The organism is Streptomyces sp. NPDC107517 (assembly GCF_055582645.1).
The window spans coordinates 68,218-86,315 of the sequence record NZ_JBVJPM010000009.1; the positions used below are offsets into that span (position 1 = coordinate 68,218).

Annotated in this window: 16 protein-coding genes; 8 read left to right on the top strand and 8 right to left on the bottom strand. The window is 71.0% G+C overall.

From position 1 onward, the window contains the following. Positions 1–145: 145 nt before the first annotated feature. Both ACZ67T_RS21515 and ACZ67T_RS21520 read right to left on the bottom strand, forming a co-directional pair. Positions 146–1,522 (bottom strand): pyridoxal phosphate-dependent decarboxylase family protein, encoded by a 1,377-nt coding sequence (locus ACZ67T_RS21515; RefSeq protein WP_469986040.1) that lies wholly within the window; start codon positions 1,520–1,522, stop codon positions 146–148. Between the two features lie 155 nt (positions 1,523–1,677). Continuing rightward, positions 1,678–2,439: a FadR/GntR family transcriptional regulator gene (locus ACZ67T_RS21520; RefSeq protein WP_469986041.1), complete on the bottom strand. Its 762-nt coding sequence runs from the start codon at positions 2,437–2,439 to the stop codon at positions 1,678–1,680. 169 nt (positions 2,440–2,608) lie between these two features. Here ACZ67T_RS21520 and ACZ67T_RS21525 point away from each other — a divergent pair, with 169 nt between their 5' ends. Continuing rightward, complete coding sequence (locus ACZ67T_RS21525; protein WP_469986043.1) at positions 2,609–3,976, top strand: MFS transporter; 1,368 nt, start codon at positions 2,609–2,611, stop codon at positions 3,974–3,976. A 311-nt stretch (positions 3,977–4,287) separates the two neighbouring features. Here the strand turns inward: ACZ67T_RS21525 and ACZ67T_RS21530 are convergent, their stop codons facing one another. Then, positions 4,288–4,989: a GntR family transcriptional regulator gene (locus ACZ67T_RS21530; protein WP_469986044.1), complete on the bottom strand. Its 702-nt coding sequence runs from the start codon at positions 4,987–4,989 to the stop codon at positions 4,288–4,290. A 216-nt stretch (positions 4,990–5,205) separates the two neighbouring features. Between ACZ67T_RS21530 and ACZ67T_RS21535 the strand changes: the two genes are divergently transcribed. From ACZ67T_RS21535 to ACZ67T_RS21545, 3 genes are all read left to right on the top strand, one after another. Continuing rightward, complete coding sequence (locus ACZ67T_RS21535; protein ID WP_469986046.1) at positions 5,206–6,540, top strand: amidohydrolase family protein; 1,335 nt, start codon at positions 5,206–5,208, stop codon at positions 6,538–6,540. Further along, positions 6,537–8,075 (top strand): APC family permease, encoded by a 1,539-nt coding sequence (locus ACZ67T_RS21540; RefSeq protein WP_469986048.1) that lies wholly within the window; start codon positions 6,537–6,539, stop codon positions 8,073–8,075. Before ACZ67T_RS21535 ends, ACZ67T_RS21540 begins: the two co-directional genes overlap by 4 nt. Before the next feature lie 153 nt (positions 8,076–8,228). Continuing rightward, the gene (locus ACZ67T_RS21545) at positions 8,229–8,822 is read left to right on the top strand and encodes a dihydrofolate reductase family protein (RefSeq protein WP_469986050.1); all 594 of its coding nucleotides are present in this window, start codon (positions 8,229–8,231) and stop codon (positions 8,820–8,822) included. Between the two features lie 126 nt (positions 8,823–8,948). On the opposite strand, the gene ACZ67T_RS21550 is transcribed toward ACZ67T_RS21545, so the two are convergent. Then, the gene (locus ACZ67T_RS21550; RefSeq protein WP_469986052.1) at positions 8,949–9,347 is read right to left on the bottom strand and encodes a thioesterase family protein; all 399 of its coding nucleotides are present in this window, start codon (positions 9,345–9,347) and stop codon (positions 8,949–8,951) included. 51 nt (positions 9,348–9,398) lie between these two features. Beyond that, positions 9,399–11,189, bottom strand: a complete 1,791-nt coding sequence (locus tag ACZ67T_RS21555; protein WP_469986054.1) for an FUSC family protein — start codon at positions 11,187–11,189, stop codon at positions 9,399–9,401. A gap of 180 nt (positions 11,190–11,369) precedes the next feature. On the opposite strand from ACZ67T_RS21555, the gene ACZ67T_RS21560 reads away from it, so the two are divergent. After that, complete coding sequence (locus ACZ67T_RS21560) at positions 11,370–12,002, top strand: DUF1345 domain-containing protein (protein WP_469986055.1); 633 nt, start codon at positions 11,370–11,372, stop codon at positions 12,000–12,002. An 84-nt stretch (positions 12,003–12,086) separates the two neighbouring features. Here ACZ67T_RS21560 and ACZ67T_RS21565 read toward each other — a convergent pair whose 3' ends face one another. Then, positions 12,087–12,560 carry an Hsp20/alpha crystallin family protein gene (locus tag ACZ67T_RS21565; RefSeq protein ID WP_469986057.1) on the bottom strand — a complete coding sequence of 158 codons (474 nt, stop codon included), beginning with the start codon at positions 12,558–12,560 and terminating at the stop codon, positions 12,087–12,089. Between the two features lie 222 nt (positions 12,561–12,782). Between ACZ67T_RS21565 and ACZ67T_RS21570 the strand changes: the two genes are divergently transcribed. From ACZ67T_RS21570 to ACZ67T_RS21580, 3 genes are read left to right on the top strand one after another with little or no spacing between them, the layout of a single operon-like run. Then, positions 12,783–15,338, top strand: coding sequence for an ATP-dependent Clp protease ATP-binding subunit (locus ACZ67T_RS21570; protein ID WP_469986059.1), 2,556 nt, complete (start codon positions 12,783–12,785; stop codon positions 15,336–15,338). Positions 15,339–15,381: 43 nt separating this feature from the next. Next, complete coding sequence (locus tag ACZ67T_RS21575) at positions 15,382–15,672, top strand: hypothetical protein (RefSeq protein WP_469986060.1); 291 nt, start codon at positions 15,382–15,384, stop codon at positions 15,670–15,672. Positions 15,673–15,712: 40 nt separating this feature from the next. Next, positions 15,713–16,174: a GreA/GreB family elongation factor gene (locus tag ACZ67T_RS21580; protein WP_469986062.1), complete on the top strand. Its 462-nt coding sequence runs from the start codon at positions 15,713–15,715 to the stop codon at positions 16,172–16,174. A gap of 10 nt (positions 16,175–16,184) precedes the next feature. On the opposite strand, the gene ACZ67T_RS21585 is transcribed toward ACZ67T_RS21580, so the two are convergent. Both ACZ67T_RS21585 and fdhD read right to left on the bottom strand, forming a co-directional pair. Next, positions 16,185–17,114, bottom strand: a complete 930-nt coding sequence (locus ACZ67T_RS21585; protein ID WP_469986064.1) for a LysR family transcriptional regulator — start codon at positions 17,112–17,114, stop codon at positions 16,185–16,187. A gap of 76 nt (positions 17,115–17,190) precedes the next feature. After that, positions 17,191–18,027: a formate dehydrogenase accessory sulfurtransferase FdhD gene (gene fdhD / locus ACZ67T_RS21590; protein WP_469986065.1), complete on the bottom strand. Its 837-nt coding sequence runs from the start codon at positions 18,025–18,027 to the stop codon at positions 17,191–17,193. Positions 18,028–18,098 lie beyond the last annotated feature (71 nt).

The window sequence follows — 18,098 nt, forward strand, 5'->3', positions numbered from 1 at the left end:
CGGGCCGCCGGCCACCTTGCGGCACGGTGACGAGGCCAGGTCCACGTGCCGACCTCCGCGCGGCACGGTGACGAGCCCCGGTCCACGTGCCGACCCCTGTCCGGCACGGTGACGAGCCCCGTCGCCGTGATGTCCCGCGCCCGGACTACCCCTCGTCGACGAGTGAGTCGAGGATGGCGCGGACGGTCTCCTCGGTGATGTCCGGGTGGAGGAAGGCGAGGCGGGCGACCGTCTCGCCCTCCCAGACGCTCGGGGTGACGAAGGCGGTCCCCGAGGCGAGCAGCCTCTTGGACCAGGCGTAGTAGTCCTCCGGCTGCCAGCCGGTGCGGCGCACGAGGACCACGGTCAACTCGGGCTCGCGCAGCAGCTCCAGGCCCTCGGTCTGCTCGACGAGGCGGGCGGTGCGACGGGCGATGCCGGCGCCCCGGGCGACGGCGTCGCGGTAGGCGTCGGTGCCGTGCACGGCGAGCGAGAACCACAGCGGAAGTCCGCGGGGGCGGCGCGTGAGGTGGTACGCGTAGTCGCTCGGGTTCCACTCGGTCTCGTCGTCGGCGCCGTCCGCCCCGTGAATGGCGTCGAGGTAGGACGCGTCCTGGGTGTGGACCGCGCGGGCCGGCTTCGGATCGCGGTAGAGCAGCGCGCCGCAGTCGAAGGGCGCGAACATCCACTTGTGCGGGTCGACGACGAGCGAGTCGGCGTGCTCGATGCCGCGCAGCCGCTCGCGCAGCTCCGGCACGAAGAGCGCCGCGCCGCCGTACGCGGCGTCGATGTGCAGCCACAGGTCACGGGCGCGGGTCTGCTCGGCGACGCCTTCGAGGTCGTCGATGATGCCGGCGTTGGTCGTGCCCGCGGTGGCGACGGCGGCGACTACGGGCGCGCCGCCGTCCCGGTCGGCGGCGTCGAGCGCGGCGCGCAGGGCTTGGCCGGTGAGGCGGTGGTCGACGGTGGGCACGACGAGGGGCTCGACGCCGAGGATGCGCAGCGTGTTGCCGACCGAGGAATGGACCTGGTCGCTGACCGCGATCCGGACCGGAGCGCGCTCGTCCAGGCCGCGGCGGTGGCGGCCGGTGTCGCGGGCGACGACGAGGGCGGAGAGGTTTCCGGCCGAGCCACCGCTCACGAAGCAGCCGCCGGCGTCGGCGGGCAGCCCCGCCAGGTCGGCGAACAGGCGCAGCACCTGGTTCTCCGCCGCGACCGCGCCGGACGCCTCCAGCCAGGAGACGCCGTGCAGCGATGACGCCGAGAGCACCATGTCGAACAAGGCGGCGGCCTTGGTGGGGGCGCCGGGTATGAACGCGAGGAACGCCGGGTGGTCGCACGAGACGACCGTGGGCTCCAGGGCGTCGGTGTAGGTGCGCAGCACGTCAGCGGGGGGCTGAGGGGCGGGTCCGATCGCGTCCTTGAGCGCCAGGGTGAGTTCCTGGTGGTCCCCGAGGCGGCCGAGCGGCGGCGGGTCGAGCCGGAGTCGGTGCAGCAGATGGTCCATGACCTGCTGAGTGAGGTCCTCGTCGTAAGAGTGCACGGGGCGTCTCTCCTGTCGCGCGCTGCGGAAGCTATTTGGGTCTCGACTGGATCCATTTCGGAGAGTAGGCGTCACCGCAGGCGCGCGTCAATCGACGGGCGTACGGAGCGCGGGCGCCGGGGGTCGGTCGCGTGGGGGCGCGAGCGTGCCCGAGGTCAGTCCTGAGCGGCGAACTGGTCGAGCAGCGCCAGGAATTGGCGGTGCGAGTCGAGCAGGTGATCCCGCATGCGCGCCTCGGCCGCGTCGCCGTCGCCGGACAGCACGGCGAGCGCGATGGCCTCGTGCTCCTCCCGGAACGCGGAGCCGAAGTCCCGCTCCGCCGGGTACACGCGGCTCCAGTCGGAGCCGAGCCACAGCGCGTTGCCGCCCACGAACATCTCGGCGCGGGCCCGTGTCACCGCCTCCGTGAGCACCTCGTTCCCGCCGGCGGCCGCGATGCCCAGGTGGAACGCGGTGTCGCAGCGGTGGTACTCGCCGAGGTCGGCGACCTGGTTCTCCAGCATCGCCACCAGTTCGCGGCGGGCGGCCCCGGCCCCGCGCTCGGCGGCGAGGCGCGCCGCGTACGGCTCGATCGCGAGGCGGTACTCCATGTAGTCGCGCAACGAGGCCCGGATCGTCGCGGTGATCGCGGCCCGGGAACCTTCCCCGCCGGGCCGGGTGGGCGCCACGCGAGTGCCGCCGTTGCGCCCCAACGTGGTCGTGACCAGGCCTTCCTCGGCCAGCTCGCGCACCGCCTGCCGCACGGTGTTGCGCCCCACCCCGAAGACGGCGGACAGCTCCCGCTCGGTCGGCAGCCGGTCGCCCGGACCGAAGCCGCCGAGCGCGATGCGCTGCCGGAGCGCCTCGGCCACCACGGCGTGCGACGCCGCCTGGCGCGTTCCGGCCGTCCATTCGTCACGACTCTCGCTGTTGCTCACGGGCCCTCTCTCAGCTCGCGGGTCACGCGCGTCCCGTCATGCCCTCGGGTGGCCATGATATTGGACTTGACGTGAACCCTATTGACAGGGTCTGACGACCGCTTTAGCGTCGCCCCCACGTTTTTGGGTCCATGGCGAACCCAATCGTTGGCCGTGAAGGAGTACGCACATGAGCACAGTCGCAGGTGGCGCTACGGACCCGGGAGCACGGCGCCGGTCCGGTCCGTGGAAGGTCGCCGGGGCCTCGATGATCGGCACCAGCGTCGAGTGGTACGACTTCGGCATCTACGCCACCGCCGCCGCGCTCGTCTTCCCCGAGCTGTTCTTCCCCGAGATGAACCGGGCGCTCGGCACGCTCATGTCGTTCGCGACGCTCTTCGTGGGCTCCCTCGGACGCCCGCTCGGCGCGGTCTTGTTCGGGCACATCGGTGACCGCTACGGGCGTAAGCGCGCCCTGATCTGGTCCATGACGCTCATGGGCGGCGCCACCTTCTGCATCGGCCTGCTCCCGGGCTACGCCTCCATCGGCGTCGCCGCGCCGCTCCTTCTCGTTCTCATCCGCATGGTCCAGTCGCTCGCGGTCGGCGGCGAGTGGGGCGGCGCGGTGCTGTTCGCCGTCGAACACGCCCCGCCCCGGCGCCGGGCCTTCTTCGGCTCCTTCCCCCAGGTCGGCGACGGGGTCGGCTACTTCATGTCCACCGGCGTCTTCGCGCTCGCGGCACTGGCGGGCCATCACGCGCTCGTGGACTGGGCCTGGCGCCTGCCCTTCCTGCTGTCCGCCGTCCTGGTGCTGGTCGGCCTCGTGATCCGCAGCTCCATGGAGGAGTCACCCGAGTTCGAGGCGGCACGCCGGGCCGAGGCCGCCGAGGAGAAGCAGGCCGCACCGTTCGTCACCGTCGTCCGCGACGCCTGGAAGACCTGGCTGCTCGCCTCCGGCGCCTTCCTCATCACCGTCGGCGGCTACTACGTGGTCGTCACCTTCATGTCGACCTATGCCGTCAACGAACTCGGCTTCACCGACTCGCAGGTGGCGGGCGCCGGCACGGCCGCCTCCGTCGTCGTCATCGTGTGCACCCCGCTGGCCGCCCTGGTCGCCGACCGCCTCGGGCTGCGCCGGGTGACGCTGACCGGCATCCTGCTGCACCTCGTCGTGGCCTTCCCGATGTTCTGGCTCGCCGACACCCGCTCCGTGCCCGGACTCTGGCTCGCCATGTGCCTGCCGATGCTCGCCAGTACCGTCGCCTACGCCTCGATCGGCACGCTCATATCCGGCTGGTTCGCTCCCCGGGTCCGTTACACGGGCCTCTCCATGAGCTTCCAGACGGCGGGGCTCATCGGCACGCTGGCCCCGGCGGCGGCGACCTGGCTGTTCAGCGCAGCCGGCGACTCATGGACCCCGGTCGCCACCGCCTTCGCCGTGATGGCGCTGATCAGCGCGGGCTGCCTCGCCACGTTCCGGCAGACGCCTCAGGCGCAGGCGGAGCCGGAGTCGAAGGCGGCGCCGGACTCCGAGGAGCGCCAAGCCGCGAAGAGCTGATCCCAGGTAACCGGATGGCGCACCCCTGATCGTCATTCAAGGGCTTGCGGGAACTCGCCCTGTGGGTGCGCATCCTCGACGAACGTGACACCCGGGCTCGACGCGGCCGAGATCACCGTGTGCGCGGTCCTCGCCGTGATCGACAACGCCGTCAGAACGCGAAGCCCCGGCGCGGACCGGACGTGGCGGACCGCCTGACGGAACTGGGTACGGGGCTGCTCCTCGGGCGGGACCAGCGGGAGCGGGTGAGCTGGGCGCGGGTGAGCCAAGTGTGGGTGAGCCGGGCCCGGCTGCCGCGCCCCCCGGTCTACTCAGCCTCCGTCGGAGAGCTGCGTCGCCGCGTCGGAGAAGTAGCGCAGCGCCGAGTCGCGGGTGCCGGCCACGTGGTGGCGGGCCAGTTCCTCCGCCCGGGCCGCGTCGCGGTCGCGGAGCGCCTCGTACAGACGCTCGTGCTCCCCGCACATCGGATCGCCGTCATTGAGGTCGGAGGTCAGTCGGAAGAGCCGGCGCAGCCGCGCGTCCAGAGGTGCCATCAGCTCCTGGAGGAGCGGGTTGCCCGACGCCTCGACGATCTGCTGGTGGAAGTCCGCGTTGTGGGCCACGGCCTGGCGCAGCCGCCCGGCGTCGGACGCCTTGCGGCTGCGCGCCAACAGGCGCTCCATCGTGCGCAGTTGAGTCGTCGTCGCGTGGCGCGCCGCGAGTCCCGCCGCCAGGCCCTCGAGGTTCTCGCGCACGTCGAAGAGGTACGTCGCGTCCTGCGCGCCGAAATCCGTGACCACGGAGCCGCGCCTGGCCTGCACGGTCAGAAAGCCCTCCCGTTCGAGCCGCTGCATGGCTTCCCTCAGCGGGATGCGGGAGACACCCAGCTGGTCCGCCAGTTCGCGCTCCACCAGTCGCATGCCCGCCGGGAACGTCCCCTCGATGATCCGCTCGCGGAGTTCCACGTAGACCCGTTCTCTCAGGGACTGGTGGCTCTCACCGATCGTGGGGCGGCGGTCTGTGCGGGTGGTCATCGAGTCCTCTTCAGTGGCGAGCGGGCACGGCCGTGACCGCCCCGGGGGTGGTCCTGATCATCGCAGACCGCGGAAACAAGATCCCACAGACCATTGCCTGGTATTTGGTATACCAGTTAGCTTGTCGTTGCCCGCCGCTCACCAGCAGCGTTCCGCCGGATTCGCCGACCGGCTGGTCAGTCGCGCCGGGCGCCTAACGAACAGTTGGAGGAAGTCGTGTCGCATCCCGCCGACACCCCGTCGATCCCGCTCGCCCCCGAGGTCCTCAGGAACGCCACGCTGCCCGACGGCCGGCGCGCTGACATCCACCTCGCGGACGGTCGGGTCACGGCTCTGGTCGACCAACCCGACCAGGCCGGCCGGCCCAACCTGCCCGGCCGGCCCGGTGAGCCCTACCCCGGCCGAGGGTCAGTCGTCGGGCTCGGCGGCTTCGACCTCGGGGGAGCCCTCGTCCTGCCCGCGCTCGTCGACGGGCACGCACACCTTGACAAGACGCTGCTCGGCGCACCCTGGCAGCCGCACCCCACCTCGGCCTCGCTGCGCGAACACATCGCGAACGAACGGGCCCTGCGCGCCTCCATCGCCGTACCGGTGGCCGACCGGGCCACGACCCTGGCGCACCGCATGGTGTCCCTCGGCACCGGCCATGTGCGGTCGCACGTCGACATCGACCCGGACGTGCGTCTGGACGGCCTGCGCGCGCTGGTCGAGGTGCGGGAGAAGTTCCGCGACCGGCTGGGGATGCAGATCGTCGCGTTCCCGCAGAGCGGCGTGGTCACCGCCCCGGGCGTCGCCGACCTCCTCGACGCGGCGCTCTCGGAGGGCGCCGACCTGATCGGCGGGCTCGATCCGGCGGGCTTCGACGGGGACGTGGACGGCCAGCTCGACATCGTCTTCGGCCTGGCCGAGCGGCACGGAGCGGGCATTGACATCCATCTGCACGACGGCGGCGTGACCGGCACCCGGCAGCTGCGCGCCATCGCGGAGCGGACGGCCGCGCTCGGCCTCGACGGTACCGTCACCGTCAGCCACGCCTACGCCCTCGGAGAGGTCGACGCCCCCGAACTCGACCGCACCGCCACCGCCCTGGCCGCGGCCGGAGTGGCGATCATGACGAACGGCCCCCGGCGCTCCATGCCGCCCGTGCTGCGCCTGCGCGACCACGGCGTCCGCGTCTTCGCCGGCTCGGACAACATCCGCGACACCTGGTGGCCCTACGGCACCGCGGACATGCTCGAACGCGCCACCGTCATCGGCCTCCAGGGCGACCTGATGACCGACGAGGAACTGCGTCACGCGGCCTCGATGGTCACCGACGAAGCCGCCGCCGCACTCGGCCTTTCCGGCTACGGCCTCGCCCCCGGCTGCCGCGCGGACCTCGTCGTGATCGCCGCAGGCGGCGTACCGGAGGCCGTCGCGGCCCACCCGCGACGCCTCCTGGTCCTCCACGGCGGACGCGTCGTGGGACCCGCACCCGAGAACGACTTCCCGAACTTCCCCGCCATTTCCGTACCGGGCGGCGACGCCTCTGCCCCGCAGGAGGAGCGATGAGCGTCCAGCCGTCCACAGCCGAGCCCGCCGCCGCAGCGGCCGGATCCACCCGAGCCACCGAAGCGGCCGGAGCTGCCGGGAGACCCACACCCGGCGACGCCGGGCGGGACTCGGGCGGAGGTCTCTCCTCCGGACAGATCGGCACCTTCGATCTCGTCTTCTTCGTGGTGGCCGCCGCCGCCCCACTCACGGTGCTCGCCGGCGTGGCACCCGTCGCCATCGCCATCGGCGGTCCCGGCGCCCCCCTCGGCTACCTGATCTCAGGAGCCCTTCTCGTCCTCTTCGCCGCGGGCTTCACGGCCATGAGCCTGTACGTCCGCAACGCCGGCGCCTTCTACGCCTACGTGGCCCGCGGCCTGGGACGCACCCTCGGCGTCGGTATCGCCTACGTCGCCGTGGTGTCGTACAACCTCATCACCCCCGGAGTGGCCGCCGCCTTCGGCTACTTCGCGGCCGGCTCGGTGCACGACGCGACCGGAGCGGACATCCCCTGGTGGGTGCTCTCCGGTGTCTGCGTCCTCGCCGTGGGTGTGCTCGGCTGGCTCAGGGTGACCCTCAGTGCCAAGGTCCTCGGCGTCGCGCTGATCCTCGAAGTGCTGACCCTGCTCGTCATGGACGGCGGCATCCTCGGCCACCGGGGCACCGCGGCCCTCGACGTGCACTCCTTCGACCCGGGCACGCTCGCCACCGGCGGGATCGCGGGCATGTTCGTCATCGTGATCGGCGCCTTCACCGGCTTCGAAGCCACCGCCATCTACGCCGAGGAGGCGCGCGAACCGAGCCGCACCGTCCCGCGTGCCACCTTCATCGCCATCGGGTTCCTCGCCCTGTTCTACTCCGCCGGCGCATGGCTCATCATGGGCGCGTTCGGCACGGACAAGGCGGTGGCCATGGCTCGCGCCGCCGCCGGTCCCGAACTCACCTTCAAGGCGGGTGAGTTGTACGTAGGTTCCTGGCTGTCCGACACCATGCACGCCCTCGTCATCGTCAGCGCCTTCGCGGCCACCCTCGCCTTCCACAACGCCGCCGCACGCTACCTCTACGCCCTGGGTCGCGAAGGGCTCCTGCCGCGGCGACTCGGCGTCGTCTCCGCCCGGCACGGCTCTCCGGGCATCGCGGTGAGCACGCAGACCGTCTTCAACCTCCTGGTGATCCTCGTCGGCGCCGCGCTGGCCGCCGACCCGTTCTCGCAGGTCCTGATCTGGACCAACAGCATCGCCGTCCCGGGCATCATGGTCATGCAGGCCCTGGCGGCCCTCGCCGTGTGGGCCTTCTTCCGGCGCGACCGACGGGGCATGTCGGCGGCCCGCGTGGTCTGGTCCCCGCTGATCGCGTTCGCCGGTCTCGGGCTCCTCACCGTCCTGGCGGTCCTCCACTTCGATCTTCTGACGGGTGCCTCAGGGACGGTGAACGCAGTCCTCCTGGCACCCCTGCCCGTCGTCCTCGCGGCAGGCATCTGCATCGCCCTGCGCATCCGCAGCAGGGACCCGCAGCGCTACGCCCGGCTGACCAACACCGACGTCGAGAGGGACTGACGCCAGGGTCCCGGAAGTGAGGTACGCGGGCGGTGCGGACGCCCGCGTACCTCACCCGTCGGGCGATGAGTCCCGAGGACGTGCCCGGTCTATGTATGTACGGCGGAGGCCGGCAAACCCGCGGCACGCATGGCGGAACACCTGGGAGAAGTGATGGGCACCGTAGTGATGCACAACGTCGTCTCCGTGGACGGCTTCATCGCCGACTCGGAGGATCAGGTCGGCCCCCTTTTCGACTGGTACGCGAATGGCGACGCCGAGATCGGCGCGAACGACAAGGTGTTGGTGTCCAAGGTCTCGGCCGAGTACGTCCGGCCGATGTGGGCGAGCATCGGGTCGATGGTGATCGGGCGGCACCTCTTCGACATCACCAACGGCTGGGAGGGGTCGCCCCCGGCGGGGGAGCACGTCGTCGTGGTGTCCCATCGGCCCAGGCCCGAGGGCTGGCACCCCGAGGCGTCCTACTACTTCGTGGACGACGTGGCGCAAGCGGTCGCCAAGGCCAGGGAACTCGCCGGGGACCGCACCGTCGCCGTCGCCGCCGGTGAGGTGGGCGGCCAGGCGCTCGCCCTGGGTGTGGTGGACGAGGTGGCCATGGACGTCGTGCCCGTCGTCTTCGGCTCGGGCAAGCGGTACTTCGGCGCCGTCGACACCCAGCATCTTCTCGAGGACCCCCACGTGGTGATCCAGGGGGACCGCGTACTGCACCTCCGTTTCAAAGTGCGCCGCCAGGGTTTCACGCGGTGAGAACGGGAGCGACTCGGTCGGTCATGTCCTCCGGCGACGCCGGCGGGGTCTGGGTGTACGCGAGCAGCCGGCGGAGCCGCTGATCGCGCGTGGAGAACACGCGAGTCCGGTATCCGGAGATCCCTCTCAGGGATGGCCCCCACGCGCACCCTGATCGACCCCGGGGTCCTGGTCCGACACCTTTGCGAGGAAGCGCCGCCGGTCGACGATCGCCCGGTCGATCTCACCCGTGGCGACCAGCGCTCCCGTACTGTCGTGGGCCCGCACGAGGAAGGTGAGCCGTCGGCCTTCCGCTTCGGCCGGCGGTTCCGCGCGGACGTCGACCCAGGCGCCCACGCGGGTGGCGCGAAGGTGCTTGATGCGGACACCGGTTCCGACCGTCGTCCGGCCCGGCGCCGTGAAGGGCGCGGCGGCCCGCACGGTGGCCGCCTCCATCCACGCGATCAACCACGGGGTGGCGAGAACGGGCAGGTCACCGCTTCCCACCGTCCTCGCGGTATGGGCATCGGACACCTCGTGGCGCATCACACCACGCTAGCCCGAGGCCAGAGGCCCGCGCGCGTCGGCCGCAGTCCGCTACCGCTGATGGTGGAGCCGTTCCAGCAGGAGATATGCACGTTGCTCGGCGGCCGCGAGTTCGGAGGGGTCGATCCCCGCCGGCCACAGTTCGCCCGCGGCGGCGTCGTCGGCGTCGCGCAACTCGACCACGGCCAGCACCAGTTGGACCTGGACGACCGAGGGCTGGGGCCCCGGGCTCCCGGCCAGCGAGCGTTCCGCCCGATCGGATGCCTGCGTGCAGGCGGCGAGGGCACGCTCGACGCGCAGCGCGGCATGGTCGTGGACGATCAGCAACGCGCAGACGAGCCCGACGACGATGCCGAGCCCGCTGCCGAGGACGCGGTCGGTGACGAGTTCTCCGGCAGGGGCGGGTGCGGCGAGGTCGCTCATCAGCAGCGCCAGCGGGGTGAGGAAGACGACGCCGAGCCCGTAGTTGCGCGGGACGAAGTACTCGAGGAGGAATTCGAGCAGCACGATCACGCAGGCGAGTGCCTCGGGTCTCGGGTCTGTGGCGAGCACACCGAGTGCGATGAGCAGGCCGATGACCGTGCCGAGGGTGCGCTGGACGGCGCGCTGGGCCGTGGTGCGGAGGTTGACGGAGTGCAGCACGGCGGCGGCGGAGATCGACGCCCAGTAGCTGTGCTCGAGCCCTCCGGCCACGGCCAGTCCGCCCGCGATGCCGGTTCCCAGGACCATCCGCGCCGCGGGAACGGCGAGGACGGCCCGGTGTTCGGGGCCACCAGCGCGTCGCCCCATCAGAAGTTCGGTGGCGCGCCAGGCGACGGGTTGGCCCGGTCCCGTGGCCGGCCCTCCGGCAGGTCCGGACGCAGAGGGCGTGGAGGGGGCCTCGCTGTCCTGTGCCGCCGGAGGCGGGACGGCCAGCTCCGGCACGAGCGCGGGTGGCCGGCGGTTCCGCTCGGTGAGGACACGAGCCTGCCGGAGCAGCAGCTCCGCCGTCGCGGCGGGGTCGACCGGTGCCCTGCGCGCCGAGCCGGTCAGCAGCGACCACGACAGGTCGGTGAGGCGTACGAAGACTCCGTCCCGGCCGGCCTGGTGCGCCTGCGTCGGAGGCGCGATACCGAGGGAGTGGTACGCCTGCAGCACCGCAACCGTCGTACGGTGTCGCGCCTCCCGCGTGTCACTGCCGTGTCCGGACCCGGTCAGCAGTCCCGCGAGCTCACGCAGGGCCCTGGCCACGGCGTATCTCTGCGGACGGTCCGGGTGCACGAGCCAGCCGGACACACCGAGTACCCAGGCGACGGCGGCGCCGGCCGCGGCAAGCCCGGTCTGCGGGAGAACTTCGGCGGTGGTGGGCGAGCCATTGGCCGCCACGGCGAAGGAGAACAACAGCAGCACCGCGCCGAGCCCGCTCATCCGGGTCGCGTCACACGCCGCTTTCGCCAGCCCGGCGACCACCGCCGTCGCCGCGACCACGACGGCGGCACCCCAGCCACCGGCTTCCGGACGAGCCCACGCGGCGAGCGCCGATCCGCAGCCCACGCACGCCGTCATGGCCACCGCGACCAGCGCGAGAACGCGCGCGCGACGCGGGTAGGGCAGGTTGCGCCCGAACGTCGTGGTGAAGGCGCCCAGCATCGCGTACACGGAGAGATCGGGCCGCCCGGCGATCGCCACCGGCAGCGCCACAAGAGCCATCGACAAGGCGCCGCGTACGGCGAAGAGAAGAGCACCGTCCGCCCGCTGGAGCGCGAGTGAGCCGCGCGGGGAGAGGAGGCGCGCCGCGCTGGCCACGGCAGGCCACCAACTGTGCCTGGTCACGGCAGCGAGTGGGCGGCGGGAAGGAGGCATGTCCGGTATATACCACCGGCTCCGAGTGGAGTTCGTGATCTGGATGCGGCTGGTTCGAACCGGCTGCGGCGGATCCGGCCGACTGCAGCCGACTGCACCGGATCCAGATGAATCCAGTCTCTGCCCCCGCCGCAGGCTTCGCCAGGCCGGCCCGTGGCGGAAAGACTAGGGTGACGATCCATGAGCGCATGGTTGCCCTTGTCCGCGGTTCCCCGGCTCGGTGTCTCCGTGGTTGCCGGTGCCGTGGTCGGGGCGATCGTCGCGGTGACGAACAACGCTGCGCTGGGGGTTCTCTCCGGTATCGCCGCGACCGAACTGGTCTTCGTGGTGGCGGGCTGGGCGGTGCTGTGGCCGATGGATGCCAGAGCCACCCGCGCCAATGTCCGACGTGAGGACTTCCAGCCCATCACCGACGAGCTCGTGATCGTCGGTGTCGCTCTGTGCGGCCTGGTCGCCACCGTGCTGCTGCTTCTGCTCGGCAAGTCCGAAAGCGGCCACGCCGCGGCGGCCGTCGCGCTGGGCGGCGTGTTCATGGCCTGGGCGGCGCTTCATCTGATGTATGCCACGCGCTACGCGTACTTGTACTACACAGCCTCCGGCGGGATCGACTTCAACAACGACGACCCGCCCGCGTACCGCGACTTCCTCTACTTCAGCTACAACCTCGGCATGACCTACCAGGTGTCCGACACCAACGTCTCGACCTCGAAGATCCGCTCGGTGGTGCTGCGGCACTCGCTGCTGTCGTACGTGTTCGGCACCAGCATCCTCGCCACGACCATCAACCTCGTCACGGGAATCGTCACCGGCTGACATCCGCACGACAGGACGTCTCCGCCGACAGGACGTCCTCAGCGGGCGGGGGGACACTGAGAGGGGACGGGCGCCGCGCGGCCCCTATTTTTTGTTGCCTTCGGCGCGGATTTCGATTGTTCGCCGCGTCACCGCCGCGGTCTTCGGCAGGCGCAACGTCAGGACGCCGTCCGCCATATCGGCCTGGATGCGATCGACATCGACGTCGCCGGGAACGCGAACTCCATAGGAAAAGGTCCCGGACCGGCGACGCAGCGCATTTCCGTCCGTGGTTTCGTCGACGGCGCCGGAGATATGAAGTTCCCTGCCGTCCACCTCTACGTTCACGCGCTCACGAGGGACACCGGGCAGTTCCGCGCGCACCACATAGGCGACCCCTGAGTCCGCTTCCTCCACCACGGGCATCCAGTGCTGCGAAGGCCCGGCCGGCTGCGAGGAGCGCTCCAGCAGACGGCTCACCTCGCCCCACAGGTGCTGCAGCTCCGTTGCCGGATCGGCCCCCGCCCACCAGGAAGTTCGTGCGGGATGCGACCGCGTGACGTCTGCGCGTTCCACCATGATGTGCTCTCCGACTCCGTCGACTCTCGCGGCGCTCACCCGCCGGATTCTCTCGACGACAGCCTGCGTCCCCGGCCGCCCGCCCGCAATCAGGCCCGCGCCATGGGATTGCATTCCCTTCCGCACCCGATTCCGGCGTCCAGGTGCGCCGATTTCGCTGCTGTTGCGGCCCGGCTGACATCGCGCTTGAGTTGAACCAATCTCTCTCCATCAGGAGCAGGCATGTCGATGTCCTTCGGTTCGGGGTTCGGCTCGTCCGACCCTTTCAGCGACTTGTTCAGCCGGTTTTTCGGAATGTCGCCGGCATCCTCACCGCCGGCCGTCCAACGCGTGCCGATCGGACGGCTCTTGACGGACTCGTCGCAGGAACTCCTCGGTCTCGCCGCTCAGAAGGCGATCGAGGACGGAACCTCCGATCTCGACACCGAGCATCTGCTCTGGGCGACGACGAAGATCGATCCGACCCGGAAGCTGCTCTCCCAGATCGGTGTGGACCCCGACGCGCTGTCGACGGAAGTAGCCGCAGTCCTTCCGCAGGAGTCCGGCCAGCCGTCGGCGGAGCCCGGACTCACGCCGGCGGCCAAGCGCACGCTCCAGGCCGCCTACTCGCACTCGCAGGCGACCGGGGCCTCGTACATCGGCCCCGAGCACATTCTCGCCGCGCTCCTGAGCGACTCCGACAGCGGCGCCGCCCGGCTGCTGCGCGCGCAGGGCTTCAGCCCGGACCGACTGGAGAGCCTCGCGGATCAGGCGTCGCGCACGGAAGGGGCCGCGGAGGCCAAGAAGCCTGCGACGACGCTCGACGAGTACGGCCGGGACCTGACGGAGGACGCGAAGGCGGGAATGCTCGACCCGGTCGTGGGGCGGGCCGACGAGATCGAGCAGACCGTCGAGATCCTCTCGCGGCGCTCCAAGAACAACCCTGTGCTCATCGGTGAGCCCGGCGTCGGAAAGACCGCCATCGTGGAGGGTCTGGCCCAGCGCATCGTGGCGGGTGAGGTCCCGGAAACCCTGAAGGACAAGCGAGTTGTCTCACTCGACCTCTCCGGCATGGTGGCCGGCGCGCAGTACCGCGGCCAGTTCGAGGAGCGCCTGAAGAAGGTCATCGAGGACGTCCAGGAAGCCAGCGGCAGCATCATCCTGTTCATCGACGAACTGCACACGGTCGTCGGCGCGGGAGCGACCGGCGAGGGTTCCATGGACGCGGGCAACATGCTGAAGCCCGCCCTCGCGCGTGGTGAGCTGCAGCTCGTGGGCGCGACGACCATCGACGAGTACCGCAGGCACATCGAGAAGGACGCCGCGCTGGAGCGCCGCTTCCAGCCCGTCCTGATTCCGGAGCCGACCGTCGAGCAGACGGTGCAGATCCTGGAAGGACTGCGGGACGCGTACGAGGCCCACCACCAGGTCCGCTTCGCCGACGGCGCCCTGGCGGCGGCGGCCGAGCTCTCCGACCGCTACATCAGCGACCGGTTCCTGCCGGACAAGGCCATCGACCTGATGGACCAGGCGGGCGCGCGCGTGCGGCTGCGCAGCGCCGGGCGGTCCACCGAGGTCGTCAGCCGCGAGGACCGCATCGCCAAGCTGCGGCGAGAGCAGCAACAGGCCGTGGCCGTCGAGGACTTCGAGAAGGCGTCGGAGTTCAAGCGGCAGATCGCCGAGCTGGAGGGCGAGCTCGCGGGCATCGAGGAACGGCGCGAGGGCGTCGTCTCGGTCACCGAGGGCGACATCGCCGACGTCGTGTCGCGGCGCACCGGCATCCCGGTCTCCCAGCTCACCGCGAGCGAGAAGGAGAAGCTCCTCAACCTCGAGGCGGAGATGCACTCGCGGGTCGTCGGCCAGGACGAGGCGGTCACCGCCGTCTCCGAGGCCGTGCGGCGCAACCGGGCGGGCATGGGCGATCCCAACCGCCCCGTGGGCTCGTTCCTCTTCCTGGGCCCCACCGGCGTCGGCAAGACGGAACTCGCGAAGACCCTCGCCGACCTGCTGTTCGGCGACGAGGATCACATGATCCGCTTCGACATGAGCGAGTTCCAGGAGAAGCACACGGTCGCCCGCCTCGTCGGCGCCCCTCCCGGATACGTCGGTTACGAGGAGGCCGGTCAGCTCACCGAGAAGGTCCGCCGGCAGCCGTACAGCGTCGTGCTGTTCGACGAGGTGGAGAAGGCCCACCCCGACGTCTTCAACACCCTGCTCCAGATCCTCGATGACGGACGGCTCACCGACGGCCAGGGCCGCACCGTCGACTTCCGCCACTGCGTCATCATCATGACGTCGAACATCGGCGCCCACCGGATCCTCGCGCACCACGGCGACGTGTCCGAGATCAAGGGCGAGCTGATGGAGGATCTGCACTCCCGGTTCCTGCCCGAGTTCCTCAACCGCATCGACGACATCATCATCTTCCACGCCCTCACCGAGGACGACCTGTCGCAGATCGTGGAGCACCTCCTGGACCAGAGCAAGCGCCGGGTGCTCGGACAGGGCATGACCTTGGACGTCACCGAGGCGGCCAAGAAGCTGCTCGTCGCCCATGGCCACCAGCCGGAGTTCGGCGCGCGTCCGCTGCGGCGCACGATCCAGGCCGAACTCGACAACCGGATCGCGTCGATCCTGCTGAGCGGTGACGCGGAGCCGGGGGACACCATCGTCGCGGACGTGGTGAACGACACCATCCACTGCACCGTGAGCAAGGGCGATTCCGCGCAGGAGGCGAAGGCCGGAGGGTCCGCGAAGGACACACCCGCGGCCGAGGCGCAGCAGACTCCCGATGCCTGATCCGGTCGGGCGCGCCTGACGGCGCCTGAACCAAGGAGGACACATGGTCCGTCACCACAAGTCCAACCGTTCCGTCGAGGGCAACCCCGACGACCGGCGCGGCATGCCTCTGCGCCCCGACGTGGATGCACTCGAAAGGCGCACCCAGGAGGACCTGCGGGAGGTCGGGCTGCGGGTGAAGGAGCCCGAGCGGCCCGCGAAGCAGTACGAGGCAATCCACAGGGAGATCGATCGCGCGGTCGACAGCGGCGAGATGCCTGCGGGCAAGGGGCCGCGTTCGCAACGAGACGCCTTCCCGCCGTCGCGCTATGACCCGACCCGCTACGACAGGTGACCTTCCCGCACACCGGCAGCAGGCCGTGAAGGGAGCAGGAATGAGCGGAGAGCCCGAACCGATGAGCGCCGCCGAGCGCCGTGCGCTCGAGCAGGAACTCGCCGACGTGACGGCCGAACGCAACGCGGACGCCGCCACGTTGCAGGACACCACCGAGGTGGGCGACCGCGCCGACCAGGCCGACGAGTTGATCCGCTCCGACGAGGTCGACCGCCTCGACGCCCGCATCGACGAGATCAAGGTGCGCCTGCACGGCGCCGCCGACGCGGGCCCGCCCAGCACGGATGTGGTGGGCGTGGGCAGCACGGTCAAGGTGAGGTACGCGGACGACTCGGTGGCGACCGTCCAGATCGGCGAGGGCGCGGCGGTCCTCGACCGGACGCTGGTCACCGCCGACAGCCCGCTCGGCAGCGCGCTGCTCGGTCACCGCGCCGGGGACAGCGTCAGCTATGAGGCGCCGGACGGGCAGGCGACGGTCACGGTGGTGTCGCTGGGCGCGTGATCCGGGGCGGCTACGGGGTCACGGGATCCCCGGGGAGGCGTTCCAGCGCGGCCGCCACATCGGTGTGCCGGGCGACTTCCGTCAGTGCGCGGGCCATGACCGATCCCGGCTCGCGGGCCGTGACCACCAGTCCGACCGGCACGGTCCGGGAGGGTTCGACGAGTGGCACCGCGCGCATGCCGTGCGGGACGCCGAAGACATGCAGCCACGCGTGCGGCACGATGCTGGCCCACCGCCCCGTCCTGACATGGGCGAACAGCGCGCCCACCGAGTCGGTCTCGACCCGGGGCGACGGCCGGGTCCCGGCCTCGGCGAACACCTCGTCCAGCACGCGGCGCCCCTGCATGGAGTCGGTCAGCAGGCACAGCGGCAGCCGGGACGCCTCCGTCCACGTGGCCGTCGTGCGATGCGCCAGGGCATCGGCGGCCGTGATCAGGAGCACGTACCGCTCCTCGTACAGCGGGACCGTGTGGAAGTTCTCCGCAAGGTCCTTGTGCAGATAGGTGACTCCGGCGTCGATCTCGAAATTCTGCAGCTGGCGGAGGATGTCCCGCGACTGGAGGTCCGCTATCACCTCCACGGTCACCAGCGGGTGCTCCGCGCAGAACGGACCGGTCAGCAGGGAGACGGCGCCGGACGCGGTCGGGACCGAGCCGATCCGCATCCGGCCGCTCAGCCCGGTGCGCAGCGCGCCGACCTCGTCCTTGAGCGCGTCACGATCGGCCAGGATCCGCTGCGCCCACACCACGATGCGTTCGCCCTCGGGTGTGAGGCCCTCGTATTTGCGGCCGCGCCGGACCAGCGGCACGTCCAGCTCCTCCTCCAGCTTGCGGATCGCCTCGGAGAGGGCGGGCTGGGAGACGTAACAGGCCTGGGCGGCGCGGGCGAAGTGGCGCTCCCGCGAGAGGGCCACCAGGTATTCGAGTTGGCGAAACAGCACGCCATGGGTCTACCCGACGGCCCGGGGGAAAGCCAACCGGGCTCGCTGGCCGCCGGACGAGTCACCGGTCAGTGCGTCAGGCCACGGGCACCTGTGCCAGCCGCTCGGCGCCGGTGTAGACGTTCATCGAGGTGCCGCGCAGGAAGCCGATCAGGGTCAGTCCGCTCTCGGCTGCGAGGTCCACGGCGAGCGAGGACGGGGCGGAGACGGCCGCCAGCATGGGGATTCCGGCCATCAGCGCCTTCTGCACCAGCTCGAAGGAGGCCCGGCCGCTCACCATCAGGACGGTCTCGCGCAGCGGCAGCAGCCCCTCGCGCAGTGCGTGGCCGATCACCTTGTCGACGGCGTTGTGTCGGCCGACGTCCTCACGCAGGCACAGCATCTCGCCGTCGGCGTCGAACAGGGCGGCGGCGTGCAGGCCGCCCGTGCTGTCGAACACCTTCTGGGCCGCCCGCAGCCGGTCCGGCAGCGCCGTCACCAGCTCCGGGCCGACGCGCAGCGGATCCTCGGAGACGGTCCACGCCGCGGTGGTGCGCACCGCGTCCAGGCTGGCCTTGCCGCACAGCCCGCACGAGGACGTGGTGTAGAAGTTCCGCTCCAGAGAGGCGTCGGGTGCGGCCACGCCGGGGGCCAGGGCCACGTCCACCACGTTGTACGTGTTGCCGCCGTCGGCCGTGGCGCCCGCGCAGTAACGGATCCCCGTCACATCGTCGCCGGCGTGCACCACGCCCTCGCTCACCAGGAACCCGGCCGCGAGATCGAAGTCGTCGCCCGGTGTCCGCATGGTCACCGTGAGCGGGCGCCCGCCCACCCTGATCTCCATCGGCTCCTCGACGGCCATGGTGTCCGGCCGGTACGAGGACACCCCGTCCCGAACTCGCAGCACACGCCGGCGCGCGGTCACGCGTCCCATGATGGTGCTCCTTTCCTCGGAGCCGTACTCCGATGTCGTAGACGATATGACGCGTGGCGGACCTCGTCCTG

What these genes read in the sequence shown, in the direction of transcription:
- ACZ67T_RS21570 (WP_469986059.1), top strand. Translation starts at nt 12,783, where the DNA reads ATGTCGATGTCCTTCGGTTCGGGGTTCGGCTCGTCCGACCCTTTCAGC.
- ACZ67T_RS21525 (WP_469986043.1), top strand. Translation starts at nt 2,609, where the DNA reads ATGAGCACAGTCGCAGGTGGCGCTACGGACCCGGGAGCACGGCGCCGG.
- ACZ67T_RS21540 (WP_469986048.1), top strand. Translation starts at nt 6,537, where the DNA reads ATGAGCGTCCAGCCGTCCACAGCCGAGCCCGCCGCCGCAGCGGCCGGA.
- ACZ67T_RS21580 (WP_469986062.1), top strand. Translation starts at nt 15,713, where the DNA reads ATGAGCGGAGAGCCCGAACCGATGAGCGCCGCCGAGCGCCGTGCGCTC.
- ACZ67T_RS21565 (WP_469986057.1), bottom strand. Translation starts at nt 12,560, where the DNA reads ATGGTGGAACGCGCAGACGTCACGCGGTCGCATCCCGCACGAACTTCC.
- ACZ67T_RS21545 (WP_469986050.1), top strand. Translation starts at nt 8,229, where the DNA reads ATGGGCACCGTAGTGATGCACAACGTCGTCTCCGTGGACGGCTTCATC.
- ACZ67T_RS21560 (WP_469986055.1), top strand. Translation starts at nt 11,370, where the DNA reads ATGAGCGCATGGTTGCCCTTGTCCGCGGTTCCCCGGCTCGGTGTCTCC.
- ACZ67T_RS21575 (WP_469986060.1), top strand. Translation starts at nt 15,382, where the DNA reads ATGGTCCGTCACCACAAGTCCAACCGTTCCGTCGAGGGCAACCCCGAC.
- ACZ67T_RS21530 (WP_469986044.1), bottom strand. Translation starts at nt 4,989, where the DNA reads ATGACCACCCGCACAGACCGCCGCCCCACGATCGGTGAGAGCCACCAG.
- fdhD (WP_469986065.1), bottom strand. Translation starts at nt 18,027, where the DNA reads ATGGGACGCGTGACCGCGCGCCGGCGTGTGCTGCGAGTTCGGGACGGG.
- ACZ67T_RS21550 (WP_469986052.1), bottom strand. Translation starts at nt 9,347, where the DNA reads ATGCGCCACGAGGTGTCCGATGCCCATACCGCGAGGACGGTGGGAAGC.
- ACZ67T_RS21555 (WP_469986054.1), bottom strand. Translation starts at nt 11,189, where the DNA reads ATGCCTCCTTCCCGCCGCCCACTCGCTGCCGTGACCAGGCACAGTTGG.